Here is a 13,617-nt window from a genome sequence, read left to right as displayed (position 1 = left end):
CACTCGACCGGATGGGATATCCCCTGCGAGTCTTCCGCCGCGAGGTGGCGGCGGTGTACTCTGCCGCCACCCCTCACCTGACATCACTGCATTTCTCGCAAAACAGACTTCGCGGTGTGACTGGAATCAGCGGGTGTAACCCTTGGTGATGTCGCTGATGAACTCCCGGGTCTGTTCCACATTCAGAGCCTGTGCCCGCAAGTGCTCGTACATGACGCTGTATCGCTGCACATCATTGGCTTTCTCCAGGTACAGGTCACTGGTGACGCCCTCGATGTAGACCACGCTGGAGTCCGCGGCATCCGGGAATTCGAGAATGGCGTACTGCCCGTTGATGCCGGGATGTGCACCCATTTCGAACGGCAGTACCTGAATGGTCACATGGGGCAGATTCGACTGCTCGATGAGGTGCTCCAGCTGGTCCGTCATCACCTGCTTGCCGCCGACCATCCGGCGCAGCGCGGATTCGTCGATGACGGCCCAGAGGCGCAGTGGATGCTCCGGCGCGTTGATCCGGTCCTGCCGGCGGGCCCGGACGCTGACCCGCTTCTCGATGTCGGAGGGGGCGGATTCCGGAAGCGCGCCGTTGATCAGCGACTCGGCGTACTGCCGGGTCTGCAGCAGCCCCGGTACGACCTGGGGCTCGTACACCCGCAAGGACTCCGCATCGGTCTCCAGGCCGATGTAGACGCTGTACGGGATGTCGCCGAAGGCGTGCCACCAGCCCTGCTGGCGGGAGTCCTTGGCCATCTGCATGAGCGAGTCGACGACGCGGTGGTCCTCGACCTCGTACACCCCGCAGAGATCGCGGACGTCCCGCTGGCTGATGGAGCGGCGGCCGTTCTCCAGGCGGCTGATCTTCGACTGCGAGACCAGCAGGCGCTCCGCCACCTCCTCGGCCGTCATGCCCTTGATCTCGCGCAGGCGGCGCAATTCCTGGCCCAACCGGCGTCGCCTGACGGTGGGATTGACGTTGGACGGCACGGAAACGGCACCTCCGGCTATGTAGCTGTGCGTATCTACTGCTCAGCAGATTGCCACCCATGACCATGGGCGCGCTGGGAAATGGCCACACGCAGGCGCGCGGGGCAGCCGGTGGATCCGGCTGCCCCGCGCGTGGTGCGGCTCCCGAACCGGGTCTTGGGGACGTCGGTGCGGCGGTATTCGGTTCTCCGCGCGGTGGTCTGCGCGGTCAGTGGACGGAGGTGTGCGCCATGCTGCCGCGGCGCGCTTGCGCCCCGGGCTGCAACGGCACGCCTGCCGCCTGCTGATTACGGCGTGGCTGTACGGCCACCCCGTTCTGGACGTCCATCACGGCATGTGCCACGAGTCCGCCCATCGGGTCGTGTCTGATCAGGTCCCGGAGCCGGGAGCGCGACGAGCGCCCCTCGTTCCCGGGGTACAGGTGCTTGCCGAGTCCGACCGCGTGGGCCAGTGCGGCGAGCGCCGCGGTCCGCGGGTCCGGCGGTACGCCGGTGCGGATCGCACTGTCCAGCCGGGCTCGGATGTCCCGGCTGATCGCCGTGTCCGTCGCTTGGTAGCGAGTCGTCGGCAGCACTCCGCACATCTGGCCCGCCACGGCATGCACCATGCCGCACCGCTCCAGATGAGCGAGGTAGATCTGGCGCAGCCCCAGCCGGGGCCCGCCAATCCAGTGGACGGCCCGGACCGGGCTGCCGCGTCGCCGCAGCAGTTCCAGTGCGGAGTCCAGAGTCGGATCTCCTGTCGGCCGTGGCATCACCACGGCGATACGATCCCCGTCAGGGGCTATCCGTCCTGCCAGAGCCAGCTCCACTAGCTGTGCTCCGGCGAGGCCGAGGTCGAGCGACTGCGGCTGCGCTGTGGTACCCGTGGTCGGGTCCAGAGCGAGCAGCAGAAGCTCCTCCGGAATTGTTCTGCGGCTCCTGCCCATCCATGCCTCCCCGCGTGGATGAATGACAGGGTGACCCCTCTCACATTGGTCTGTCGAGAGCGCCTGGGTGCTTTGTATGGGAACCAGTAGGTATGTCGTTCTCGTCTAGCAGCCTGGGCAGGGGTTCACACAGGACACTGGTAGATGGTTCGGACAGCGCGGGGTTGCCCCCGCAGCGCATGGAGGAGGCATCGGTGGCGGGCGAGTCCCCCGACAAGTCGGAGCAGCGGAAGTCGTCGGGGACGGCTGCGGAGGAGCGTGATCCGCGGCTCGCCGTGTTCCGAGAACCGGCCGCTGCGACGGACAGTGCGACAGCGGTCTTCCGCGTTCCGGCCTCCGACGGCGCGGCCGACGAGGCCCCCGCGGACGGTGACGCGCCTTCGGCAGACGCCGTGGACGGCCCGGAGACGGCCTCCACGCCGTCCGGTGAGGCCGGGGAGCCCGCCGACGCCTCCGGGGCCGCTGAGGCTGCCGTGACGGCTGATGCGGATGCGGAGCCGGGCGCGGACGCGGAACCGGCCGAGGATGCGGAACCGGCCGATGCGGAACCGGCCGACGATGTCGAGCCGGGCGACGCGAGGCTGCGTGCTGCGGTCGCGGCGTGGGTCGCGAGCGGCGGCGACGACGCGGGCGACGCGGATGGTGCCGACACGGCTTCCGGGGCCGGTGATGCCGGAGCGAACCCGGCTGCGGACGCCGACGAGGCCCCGGGGGACGACACCCCCGGCGCCGACGAAGGCGATGCGGCGGGCGGGCCCCGGGTCCCGAAGACCCGTGAGGAGCCGACGCCGTCGGCCACGTCCGCCGAGGAGCCCGAGCCCGCGGAGCCGGCGGAGGACGCCGAGCCGGCCGAGCCGGCCGGTGCCGCCGAGCCCGCGGAGTCCGCCGAGCCCGCAGACGTCGCGGAGCCCGCGGAGTCCGCCGAGCCGGCCGACGCCGACGAGCTGCCCGAGTCCGCTCAGGACGCCGAGGCTCCCGAGGCTCCCGAAGCCGCCGAGGCCGCCGAACCCGCCGAGTCGGCCGAGCTGCCCAAGCCGGCACGGTCGAGCGAGTCGGCCGAGCCGGCCGGGGTCGCCGCAACGGCCGAGCCGGCCGAGAGCTCCGCCGGACCCGTGGCGGACAAGGGCGGAATCGATCAGCCCACCGCCGTCTTCAAGACCGTCAAGCCCGCCCGGGTCGACCAGCCGACGACCGCGCTGAAGATCCCCCCGGCGACGCCGAAGCAGACGAAGCCGGAGGCGTCCAAGCCTGCGACGTCCAAGCCCGAGGCGTCCAAGCCCGAGACGCCCGTCGAGCGGACCAGCACGTTCGTGCCGCTGCGCTCCGACGACGTACGGCCGCCCGCCGCGCCCGTGATCGGGCCCACGGTCACCCCGGACGTCGCCCCGGACCGGGACACCCGGGCCGGGCGTTCCGCGGCTCCCAGCTGGGCGGCGTCGGAGTCCGCCGGCACGCCCGCCCCCGCGCTCAGCGGGGCCGAGCGGACCCGGCAGCAGCCGTTGCCGCCCAAGCCGCCGCTCGACCTGCTGGCCGAGCTCACGAACACGCCTCCGCCGGAGGAGACCCCGGTCCGCACGGCGGTCCGCCGGGTCAAGATCTGGACCCCGCTGCTCCTGCTCGCGGTGATCATCTTTGCGATCGCGCAGATGGTGCGTCCGCTGCCTGCGCCCGAGCTCAGGCTGACGGCCGAGCCGACGTACACCTTCCAGGGCGACCCGCTGGACCTCGCCTGGCCCGGTCAGGGCCAGTCCGCCGTGATCGTGGACGGCGTGGGTTCGCTGGGCTCCGAAGGGGCGCAGAAGCCCGCACCGATCGCCAGTGTCGCCAAGGTCATGACGGCGTACGTCGTCCTGCGCGAGCACCCGCTCAAGGGTGACGAGCCCGGCGAGACGATCACGGTGGACCAGCGTGCCGAGGACGAGTCCAAGCGGCCCGACGAGTCGACGGCCCCGCTGACGAAGGGGCAGCAGCTCAGCCAGCGCGACCTGCTCCAGCTCCTCATGATCCCGTCCGGGAACAACGCCGCCCGGCTGTTCGCCCGCTGGGACTCCCCGACCGAGGCGGAGTTCGTCGACAAGATGAACGACGCGGCCAAGGACCTCGGGATGACCGGGACGACGTACACGGACCCGAGCGGACTGGAGAAGACCACAGTCTCCACCGCTGCGGACCAGCTGAAGCTGGCCCAGGCGGTCATGCAGAACGAGGTGTTCCGCCAGATCGTGGACATGCCCGAGATCGACATCGAGGGCATCGACACCAAGATCTACAACAACAACACGCTCCTTCTGGAGCCCGGCGTGAGCGGTATCAAGACGGGTTCCTCCACCCCTGCCGGCGGGTGCCTGCTCTGGTCCGCGAACACGGTCGTGGACGGCAAGACGCACCGGATCTACGGCGTGGTCATGGGCCAGCAGGCCGGTACGGGCCGCCTCTACGACAGCCTCACGCTCTCGCTGACCAACGGCCTCAAGTTGATCCAGGACTCCCAGGAGGCCGTCACCTCCGCCACCGTCGTGAAGAAGGGCGACGTCGTCGGGTACGTGGACGACGGCTTCGGCCGCAGCACGCCCGTGGTCGCCACCAAGAACCTGAAGGCCGTCGGCTGGTCGGGCCTCAAGGTCGAGCTGTCCGTCACGGACAGCGGCAAGGAGATCTCCCACACCACGCCCGCCGGTACGGAGGTCGGAGTGGTGACCGTCGGCACCGGCAGCGGGAAGGTCAGTGCCCCCGTCGCGCTCCAGGGCGATCTGACGGAGCCGGCCTTCGGCGACAAGCTGACGCGCATCGGCTGATCCACAGCGGACGGTCCGGTCCCGGTACGGAGCACCGGGACCGGCGGAGGAGGCGCCCTCGTCGGCGCCTCCTTCCTGATGGGGCACGTGCTAGCGTCCCCAGGCAACTTGGGGCCCCGGGACGGCGTCCTTGAGGAAGTACGGGCCGGCGGAGGACGGGGAGAGAGCCGTAGTGACCACCGCGGAGCCGAGACCCGGCCGTGCGACGGACCGAGGCGCCGGAAAGAACGGTGCCGGTGGAAGCGGCGGGGGTACGCGCATAGTGCTGCCGTCCCCGCGCACCCCGGAACCCGTGACCACCCCGCCGAACCGCTGGCGGCGCCTCCTGGGCCACCCCGTGACCCTGGCGACGATCGCCGCGGCGGTCACCCACATCCTGTGGTTCTTCTTCTTCGCGAACAGTGGCGGGGACATCGCCGCGCAGGACGCCTGGGCCGAGTTCGTCGGCCGGCATCCGGGAACGGCGTACAACCTCGCCTGGTACGGGGGCATGCACCCGGTCTCGTACAGCGTGGTGTCGCCCTATCTGATGTCCGTACTCGGCGTCCGTACGACGATGATGATCGTCGGCACGGTGTCGGCGGCGCTCACCGCGCTGATCCTCGTGCGGGTGCGGGCGGTCCGTAACCCTCTCGCGTGCTCGATGGCCGGAGTCTTCGCGTATCTGTGCAACGCCCTCTCGGGGCGGGTGACGTTCGGTCTCGGCATGATGTTCGCGCTGGGAGCGGTCGCCGCCGTCTTCTGCTGGCCGCACCGGTGGCGGTACCGGCGCTGGGCGAAGGCGGCCGTCGCCGCGCCCCTGGCCGGACTCGCGACGGCGGGCAGCCCCGTCGCCGGACTGTTCCTCGGGGTGGTGGCGGCGGCCCTGTTCCTGAACAAGCGGCGCCCCGGCGCGTACGCCCTGGGGCTCGCCCCGGTCGCCGTGGTGGCGCTGTCCTCGTGGCTGTTCCCGTTCTCCGGCACGCAGCCGATGTCGCTCGGGACGCTGTCGCTGCCTTTCGTCTTCGCGATCCTCGTGTTCGTGCTGGTGCCCTGGGACTGGCGCACGGTCCGCACCGCCGCCGCCGTGTACGGCGTGGGAACCCTGCTGACGTACGTGGTCGACTCGCAGATCGGCTCGAACGTCTCGCGCATGGCGATGCTCTTCGCCGGAGTGGTGCTGCTTGCCGCGCTGCCCTACACGGCGCCGCGCAGCCGCCGCTGGTACGCCCTGGTCCTGGCCTTCGTCGGCATGAACTTCTGGATCGGCTTCAAGGGCGTCGACGACATCGTCCGTACTGCCCCCGACGCCTCCTGGACCCGGGAGCTGGCCCCGCTGGTCCATCAGCTCCAGCGGGTCGGGGCCGAGCGCGGCCGGGTGGAAGTGGTGCCCCCGAGCAGTCACCGGGAGGCGTCCGCGTTCCCGTCGTACGTCAATCTGGCCCGCGGCTGGAACCGGCAGGCCGACATGAAGCGCAATCCGCTCTTCTACGACGACACGCTGAACGCCGTGAACTACCGGAACTGGCTGGACCGCTGGGCCGTGCACTACGTCGTGCTGCCCGAGGGCTCGCCCGACTCCAGCGGAGCGGTGCAGGAAGCGGCGCTGGTCGGGAAGGGCCTGCCGTATCTCAAGGAGATCTGGGGCGACGCCAACTGGAGGCTGTACCGGGTTGTCGACCCGGCCCCGATGGCCGATCCGCCCGCGACGGTGGAGCGGGCGGAGGCCGACGAGCTGACGATCCGCGTGGAGAAGGCGGGCCGGGTGCTGATCCGGGTTCCTTACTCGCGGTGGCTGGCCGTCGTCGACGAGGAGGGCCGGAGCGTGGAGCGCCCGCAGGAGACCGAGGAGTCCAAGCGCCGTTCCGAGGCGGACGGGGACGCCGAGAAGTCCTTCGACAACCTGCACGGCTGCCTGATCAAGGTGGAGGAGGACCCGGAGGGCGACGAGTGGACCGAACTGCTCGCCCCCCGGCCGGGTGTGTACCGGCTCGCCGCCCCGTACCAGTTCCAGCCGGGCACCCCGTGCCCCGAGGAACTGCACTGAGGGAGCCCGGGACTGCGCCGAGGGCTGCCGCCCGGGTGCGGTGAGGTCGGCTGCCGGGCCGGCGCGATGCGGATCGGGCAAGTAAATCGTGCACGATCTCTCCCTCCGGGGGCGCGCCCCTGGCAAGGTGTGCTGCCATGAGGTGCCAACACTGCGGCGGTCAACGGCGGGGCGCGTTGCCGGGCATGGTCTGCCCCGGCTGCGGCTCCGTGGCCCGTTCGGCGGGCGGGGACGGTTCGTGGATCGCCCGGGAGACGATGGCCGGCCGGATATCCACCCTTCCGGTGCGGCGCAAGGCGCTGCTGGCCGCGGGGGTCGTGGTGGCGGCCGGCAGCCTGGTGACCGTCGCCTCGTTCCTCGCGTCGGCGGACGGCGGCGGGGCCGGCCGGGGCCGCCCGGACACGGCGGGCCGCGCCGATGCCCTGCCCGACCCCGTCGGCGGGGCCCCGAGCCTGATCGGCCCGGACGGCACCGAGGGCCCGCGGACGCCGAGCGGGTCTGCGAGCCCGTCGGGGAAGCCGGGCCGGGCGACGCCGTCCCGTACGGCGGAGCCGCCACCCGAAGAGCCCCGCTACCGCTATGCGGCGTGGGCGGGTCCGGGCTGTTCGACGGGCGAGTACCGCGAGCACGGGCGCTTCGAGAACGGTGACGCGGGCTGGTACACCGTCGACTCCGGAGGATTCGGGGGCGATGCGTGCGACGGGCGGTTCAGCGCCGTCCCGATGTCCGGCAGCCCCACCGAGGACCGGGGCAACACCGCCGTGTGGTCCTGGCGCCTCGGCAAGGGCTTCCGGGAGTGCGCGCTCACCGTCTTCGTCCCGAGAAGTGTCCGGGAGCGTGATGTGGCGGGCGATCCCACGTTCTACCGGGTGCTCTCCGATCCCGGCGACGCGGACTCCGCCTACACGGGCTTCGCGGTGCGCCAGCCGGAGCACCGCGGCACCCCGGTCGCGGTGAGGAGCTTCCCGGTCAAGGGGGACACCTTCGCGGTGCAGTTGATCGACCGGGGCCGCGACTGGGGCGACGAGGAACTGGTCGGCGCCCATCATGCGGCGGCCCAGCTGAAGGTCGCCTGCCGCTGAGCGGTGCTACTTGTCGAAGGCCAGCGTGACGGCCGGGGAGGCGTTGCCGTACGCGTCGACGGCGACGACCCGTGCCGCGTACCGGCCGGCCGGGGCCGCGTCCGGGACCGGGATGTCGAGCGTGTTCGGCCGGGGCATGAACGTGTAGTCCGCGAGGACCTTGGACGACACGACCGCGGCGCCGGTCGCCGCGTCGGTGACGGCGACGTCGTAGTGGTGCACCATCTGGTCGTCCTCGGCCTGGGCGATCCGCAGGGCGGTGGAGCCCTCGGTGGCGCCCGGCACCACGGTCAGGGGCGTGCGGGAGGTGAACCGCGGTGCCACGGTGTTGCGACGGGCCGCGGTGTAGCGGAAGTTGTCCTTGATCTCCTGGTCGGTCGAGCCCTTCAGCCGTACCGTCCAGGTCGCGCCGCTGAGCGTGCCCGCGCTGGCGTACGGGGGCTGCCAGCTCGCCGACCACTTCCCGTCGGTGTAGATGTCGTGCTTGTCCGCTGCCATGTTGACGCGCGCGATCTCGGTGCGGTCCTTGTAGACCTCGACGAAGAGTGCCTGCGCGGTCGGTGTCTCGAAGCGGTTGGCGAGCCCGGTCTCGGTGACCGCCTGGTAGCCGTGGTCGACCTCGACGTACGACATCGAACCGTCGTTGACGGACGTGAAGTCGCGCTGGTGGATCGAGCGGTCGTCGTTGAGGTTCAGATGGGAGTGGCCCGAGAACAGGATCGCCTGCGGGAAGGCCCCGAGGTCCTCGGCGAGCCGGGGGTTCGACGCCTGCTGGCCGTCCATGGTGGTCCCGGTGGTGGGGCGGTGGCCCTGCACGAGGACGGGCGTGTGGGCACGGGCGGGGTCCGAGGTGAGCTCGGTCAGCCGGTTCTTGAGCCAGGTGCGCTGGGCGGTGCTGGAGTTGTACGTCTCGGTGTTCACCGTGAGGAGGTGGATGCCGTTGACGGTGGACTCGTAGTAGCCACCGCCGGAGTCGGGGAACCAGGACGCGGGGTAGCCGTCCCGGATCGCGGTGAGGCTCGCGTCGTGGTTGCCGTTGGAGATCAGCAGCTGGGTGTCGGTCATGCCCTTGCGGGCGAGGTTGGCCCGGAAGATCTCCGAGACGATGCGGTGGTCCGGGCCTCGGCCGTCGCCGTTGTCGTTGATCATGTCGCCGTTGGACAGGATCGCGTCCGGCCTGGGGAAGATGGAGCCGATGGTGTCGAAGAAGCTCTCGTACTTCCGGTCGCTGCTCTCGTGGCTGCCGACGTGTACGTCGGACATCACGACGAGGCGCGCGACCGGCTTCTCGCGGGTCCTGACGAGGTAGCCGTACGACACCGGGGTGCTGGCCCTGTCGCCGTGGAAGGCGACGGCCGTGACGTTGGTGTCCTCGGTGATCCGCAGCGGGCGGCCGGGGGAGTGGACGCGGCTGTGGCGGGTCGGTGTGGTGCCGTCGAGCGTGTAGCGGACGGTGGTGCCGGGCTCGGTCCGGAACGTCAGCGCGACGGGGTGCTCGTACCGGCCGCCGGGCACGCTGACGCCGGGGGCGGCAGGGGCGGCAGATGCGGCAGGGGCGGCGGAGTTGGAGTCGGCGTGGGCGACGATCGGCGAGACGAGCGCGACGGAGGTCGCGGCGATCACGAGCGGGGTGAATCTCACGGGGTGCCTGTTCTCTGATGCGGTCACCATAACGAAGAGGTAACCGGTCTGAACCAACACGCTAGGCAGCCCGCGCGAGCCGTCGGTGCGGTCCGGTGTACGCCCCGGTGAAGGGGTCATGAATGTCGGGTGCGCCGCCGCCCGGGCACGAGAAGGAAGGGGCCGCCGGGGAGGCCGGCGCGGGGGACGCGGGCCGGCGGTGCATTACCTCCGGGGTAATCGACCCCGTTCCCGGCGACCGGCATGGTGGTTCCACCGGGTTCCGAGGCGGCTTGCCCCGCCTCGGGATTCGGCCCCTGACCAGCGTGTACGTCCCCGATGGAGGCTGATTCCCGATGTCCGTGACCACTCTCTCCGGCCTCGCCCGCACCACCGAGCCGCTCACCATGCTCCGCCGGTTCCTCGCCCTCGACGCGGTGGTCACCGGAGTCAACGGCCTCGCCTACGTGGCCGCGTCCGGGCCGCTCGGGCGGCTGCTGGGCGTCGACCCGGCCCTGCTCCTCGGGCTCGGCGTCTTCCTCGTGGTGTTCGCCGCGGCCGTCGGCCGGCTCGCCTCCCGGCGCGAGCCCTCCGGCTTCCTCACCCGTGTGGTGATCGAGGCGAACCTCGCCTGGGCGGTGGCCAGTGTCGCCGGGCTGGCCCTCTGGCTCACGCCGACGACCGCCGGGGCGGTGTGGGGGCTGATGCAGGCCGCCACCGTGGGCGGCTTCGCGGCCCTGCAGTTCGGCGCGCTGCGGCTCAGCCGCTGAGCGAGCGGAGGTACAGGGCCGTCTCCTGGTCCGCCGGAAGCAGTGTCTCGATGGCCAGCTCCGCCACCGTCACGTCCATGGGCGTGTTGAAGGTCGAGATCGACGAGATGAACGACAGCACCCGGCCGTCGTGCTCGATCCGGAGCGGCAGAGCGAAGTACGGGACCGGTTCCTGCGGTTCCTCGCCCGCGTCCCCCACCGGATACGCCGATACCTCCTCGTACAGCTCGCGCAGCGCGTCCGAGCGGACCAGCGCGATCTGACGCTCCATCTGGGCGAGGAGGTGCCCCCGCCACTCCCGCAGATTGCGAATCCTCGGCGCCAGGCCCTCCGGGTGGAGGGTCAGGCGCATCGCGTTGAGCGGCGGAGCGAGCAGTCGCTCCGGTACGCCCTCCAGGATCATCGTCATGCCGTTGTTGGCGGCGACCACGTTGTAGGTCGCGTCGACCACGAACGCGGGATACGGCTCGTATCCGGCGAGCAGTTGCAGCAGACCCGTGCGCAGGGTCTCCAGCGCCGGGTCGTCGAGCGGCGTTTCCGGGTACAGGGGCGCGTAACCGGCGGCCAGGAGAAGCGAGTTGCGCTCCCGTACGGGGACGTCGAGGTGCTCGGCCAGCCGCAGGATCATGTCCTGGCTGGGGCGCGAGCGACCCGTCTCGACGAAGCTGATGTGCCGGGCCGAGGAGTCCGCGCGCAGGGCGAGCTCCAGTTGGCTGATGCGGCGGCGCTCGCGCCAGCCGCGCAGCAGGGGCCCTACTCCCGTATCGGCTGCGACAGTTGTGGTCATGGGCTCACGGTAACCCCGGCCGGGGTCCCTCAGCGGCTCCAGTGGTCCCTGATCGGCTCGTAGACGAGCACCGCGCGGTTCTCCCGGCGCAGGAACCGTCTGGCGACGGCGCGGACCTCGTCGGCCGTGATGGCGAGCATGTTGCCCAGGGCGCTCCTGACGAGCTGGGCGTCGCCGTGGAGGACGGCGAAGCGGCAGAGTTCGTCGGCCCGTCCCGCCGCGGTGGCGATCCGGTCCAGCCACTCGCGCTCGATCTGCGCCTGGGCGCGGTCCAGTTCCTCGGGTGTGGGGCCCTCGGCGGCGAAGCGCGCCAGCTCGTCGTCTACGGCCGCCTCGATGGCCTCGGCGGAGGCGTCGCCGAGAGCCTTGACGTCCAGCCATCCCAGGCAGGGCGCGCCGGTGAGCCGCAACAGGCCGAATCCGGCGGCGGCGGCGGTGCGGTCGTGGCGGACCAGGCGGTTGTAGAGCCGTGACGACTCACCGCCGCCGAGGATGGCCAGGGCCAGATCGGCCGCGTCGCACGCGCGCATGCCGTCGCGCGGGAGCCGGTAGGCGGCCATCACGGCGCGCACCGGCACGTCCTCCACGATCACCTCGCGCAGCTCCCGGCCGATGATGTCGGGCAGCGAGCCGTCCCGCAGGGGCTGTCTGCCGCCGCTCGGCGGGATGGATCCGAAGTACTTCTCGATCCAGGCGAGGGTCTGGTCGGGATCGATGTCGCCGACCACGGAGAGCACGGCGTTGTCGGGGGTGTAGTAGGTACGGAAGAAGTCGCGGGCCTGCTCCACCGTGACGGAGGCCCGGTCGGCGTTCGAGCCGATGGGGGTGTGGTGGTAGGGGTGACCCGCCGGATAGCACAGGGCGGTCAGTTTCTCGAAGGCCGTGCCGTAGGGAGCGTTGTCGTAGCGATGGCTGCGTTCGTTCTTCGTGATGTCGCGCGCGTTGTCCATCGCCTCCTCGTCGACCGCGACGAGCAGGGAGCCCATCCGGTCGGCCTCCAGCCAGAGCACGAGCTCCGTCTGGTGGGCGGGCACCGTCTGGAAGAAGTTGGAGCGCTCGAAGCTGGTGGTGGCGTTGAGGGAGCCGCCCGCGTTCTGGACCAGTTCGAAGTGACCGTTTCCGGCCACCGAGGCGGAGCCGAAGAACATCAGCTTGCAGAAGAGGTGGGCGAGGCCGGTGCTGCCCCGGGCCTCGCGCCGGGAGCCGACGTCGTACCAGATGTTGACGGCGGAGACCGGGGTGTTGTGGTCCTCGGAGAGCACCACCCGCAGCCCGTTGGCGAGCCGGTGTTCGGTGATGTCGATGCCCCGCAGGTCCGCGGCGGTCGGCCCGTACCGTCCGGTGGACTCGTTGAACCGGCGCTGCGCCGTGCGGAGTTCCTCCAGCTCCCGGCGGAGCCGGGCGAGGTCGTCGTCGGGCGACCTGATCGTCGCGGGCGGGGCGGCGTTGCGGGCGAACACGAACTCGCGTGCCGCGTCGACGCTGCGTTCCTGGGGGATGGGCCGTCGGTCCTGGGCGAGGTTGTCGTGCAGCCGGTTGAACAACGGGTGCAGTTTCAGCCCGGCCGGCTGGCCGGGAATCCCGGTCTCGACCAAGTCGGCGAGGTACTTGGTGAAGTAGGTCTGCGGTTGCGCCAGTTCCGGGTCGTTCTCGAACCACGCGGTGGTGTCGGCGCTGCTGGCGGTCATGGTGTACGCGCCGGTCCGGGAGGCCCGCTCCAGCAGTACGTCACCGGCGGGCCCGGCCAGCGCGTGCTCGCGGTGGGTGGCCAGTCCCGAGAAGCAGCAGTCCAGCATGACCACCTTGGTGGCGGCCGGGCTCAGGAGCATCGCCCGGCGTACGGCCGCGAACGGCAGGCTGGTGGTCGCCCGGCGGTGCGGCTCGGTGCGGGAGCCGACCAGTCCCAGACACAGCTGGTCCTCGTCGTCGATCTGGCCGTGCCCGACGTAGTAGAAGAGCGCCACGTCCGCGGTCTCCTCGAACAGGTCGAGCAGACGGTCGGGCAGCTCGCCGGGACCGGGTTCGTCCTCGAGCACGGTCACCCGGTCCTCCGGCCAGCCGCACCACGGTCCGGTGAGCAGGCGGTACATGCGGGCCAGACTGTGCCGTGCGGCGCCGACCGGGGTGAGGTGGCGGTACTCCGAGGTGCCGATCAGTACGGCGCGCGACCGCGTGTAGTCGGGAAGAGCCAACCGGTCAGTCATCGAGCAGCCGCTCCAGGATCGGCATGACCTCCTCGACGTTGCGGGCGTCGACGGTCAGCTTCTTCCCGCGCACCGTGACGGTGACGGAGAGATCGCTGCGCTTCGCCCGCAGGAACTGCGGCAGAACCTTGATCGCGGCAACCAGCCCGGTACTGGCGGCCACCACACTCAGCACGTCGAACGCGCCCTGCTCCCCGGGGCCAGGCGTACCGGCGACCTGGCGGACTTCCACGCCGGGAGCCGCCAGGGTGAGCCATTTCCGCAGAGAGCCGAGCTCCCCCTGCTGCGACGGAGCCAGCTCCACGCCGCGCGTGCCCTCACTGCCCATGATGCCCCCACGTCCCGGTGGTTCCCCCGTCGATCCCCGGTGGAGCGGTGATCGTCACCCATCGGGGTCTGCGCGTCCGATTCGATCACCACG

The 13,617-nt window shown here is 71.0% G+C and carries 10 protein-coding genes and 1 pseudogene; 4 read left to right on the top strand and 7 right to left on the bottom strand.

The window, feature by feature from the left end; genetic code table 11:
• Positions 1-126: 126 nt before the first annotated feature.
• On the bottom strand, positions 127-984 hold the full coding sequence (locus tag OG230_RS15140) for a helix-turn-helix domain-containing protein (RefSeq protein ID WP_328910738.1): 858 nt from the start codon (positions 982-984) through the stop codon (positions 127-129).
• A gap of 208 nt (positions 985-1,192) precedes the next feature.
• Positions 1,193-1,912 (bottom strand): GOLPH3/VPS74 family protein, encoded by a 720-nt coding sequence (locus tag OG230_RS15135; RefSeq protein WP_328910737.1) that lies wholly within the window; start codon positions 1,910-1,912, stop codon positions 1,193-1,195.
• Between the two features lie 194 nt (positions 1,913-2,106).
• Here OG230_RS15135 and OG230_RS15130 point away from each other — a divergent pair, with 194 nt between their 5' ends.
• From OG230_RS15130 to OG230_RS15120, 3 genes are all read left to right on the top strand, one after another.
• Positions 2,107-4,707 carry a D-alanyl-D-alanine carboxypeptidase family protein gene (locus OG230_RS15130; protein ID WP_328910736.1) on the top strand — a complete coding sequence of 867 codons (2,601 nt, stop codon included), beginning with the start codon at positions 2,107-2,109 and terminating at the stop codon, positions 4,705-4,707.
• A 172-nt stretch (positions 4,708-4,879) separates the two neighbouring features.
• On the top strand, positions 4,880-6,733 hold the full coding sequence (locus OG230_RS15125; protein WP_443051555.1) for an MFS transporter: 1,854 nt from the start codon (positions 4,880-4,882) through the stop codon (positions 6,731-6,733).
• 137 nt (positions 6,734-6,870) lie between these two features.
• A complete protein-coding gene (locus tag OG230_RS15120) occupies positions 6,871-7,815 on the top strand; it encodes an adhesin (RefSeq protein ID WP_328910735.1) in 945 nt (314 codons plus the stop codon).
• 6 nt (positions 7,816-7,821) lie between these two features.
• Here the strand turns inward: OG230_RS15120 and OG230_RS15115 are convergent, their stop codons facing one another.
• Entirely contained in the window at positions 7,822-9,456 is a 1,635-nt protein-coding gene (locus tag OG230_RS15115) for a chitobiase/beta-hexosaminidase C-terminal domain-containing protein (RefSeq protein ID WP_328910734.1), read from the bottom strand.
• Between the two features lie 335 nt (positions 9,457-9,791).
• Between OG230_RS15115 and OG230_RS15110 the strand changes: the two genes are divergently transcribed.
• On the top strand, positions 9,792-10,205 hold the full coding sequence (locus OG230_RS15110) for a hypothetical protein (RefSeq protein WP_328910733.1): 414 nt from the start codon (positions 9,792-9,794) through the stop codon (positions 10,203-10,205).
• Here the strand turns inward: OG230_RS15110 and OG230_RS15105 are convergent.
• From OG230_RS15105 to OG230_RS15090, 4 genes and pseudogenes are all read right to left on the bottom strand, one after another.
• Positions 10,195-10,992, bottom strand: coding sequence for a helix-turn-helix domain-containing protein (locus tag OG230_RS15105; protein ID WP_328910732.1), 798 nt, complete (start codon positions 10,990-10,992; stop codon positions 10,195-10,197). The genes OG230_RS15110 and OG230_RS15105 overlap by 11 nt on opposite strands.
• Before the next feature lie 29 nt (positions 10,993-11,021).
• Positions 11,022-12,305, bottom strand: a complete 1,284-nt coding sequence (locus OG230_RS15100; protein WP_328911404.1) for a M16 family metallopeptidase — start codon at positions 12,303-12,305, stop codon at positions 11,022-11,024.
• A gap of 159 nt (positions 12,306-12,464) precedes the next feature.
• Positions 12,465-13,196, bottom strand: a pseudogene (locus OG230_RS15095) (caspase family protein); the annotation flags it as partial.
• Positions 13,189-13,524 (bottom strand): effector-associated constant component EACC1, encoded by a 336-nt coding sequence (locus OG230_RS15090; protein WP_328910731.1) that lies wholly within the window; start codon positions 13,522-13,524, stop codon positions 13,189-13,191. The gene OG230_RS15090 and the pseudogene OG230_RS15095, both read right to left, overlap by 8 nt.
• Between the last annotated feature and the right edge of the window lie 93 nt (positions 13,525-13,617).

Origin of the sequence: Streptomyces sp. NBC_00234, assembly GCF_036195325.1 — a bacterium.
Classification (GTDB): Bacteria; Actinomycetota; Actinomycetes; order Streptomycetales; family Streptomycetaceae; genus Streptomyces.
Note: the sequence above shows the minus strand (reverse complement) of the source record. Positions and strands in the feature narration are given on the sequence as shown.

Bases quoted from the DNA above. Each gene is read 5' to 3' on its own strand.
- OG230_RS15135 (WP_328910737.1), bottom strand. From the start codon at position 1,912: ATGGGCAGGAGCCGCAGAACAATTCCGGAGGAGCTTCTGCTGCTCGCT.
- OG230_RS15120 (WP_328910735.1), top strand. From the start codon at position 6,871: ATGAGGTGCCAACACTGCGGCGGTCAACGGCGGGGCGCGTTGCCGGGC.
- OG230_RS15110 (WP_328910733.1), top strand. From the start codon at position 9,792: ATGTCCGTGACCACTCTCTCCGGCCTCGCCCGCACCACCGAGCCGCTC.
- OG230_RS15105 (WP_328910732.1), bottom strand. From the start codon at position 10,992: ATGACCACAACTGTCGCAGCCGATACGGGAGTAGGGCCCCTGCTGCGC.
- OG230_RS15090 (WP_328910731.1), bottom strand. From the start codon at position 13,524: ATGGGCAGTGAGGGCACGCGCGGCGTGGAGCTGGCTCCGTCGCAGCAG.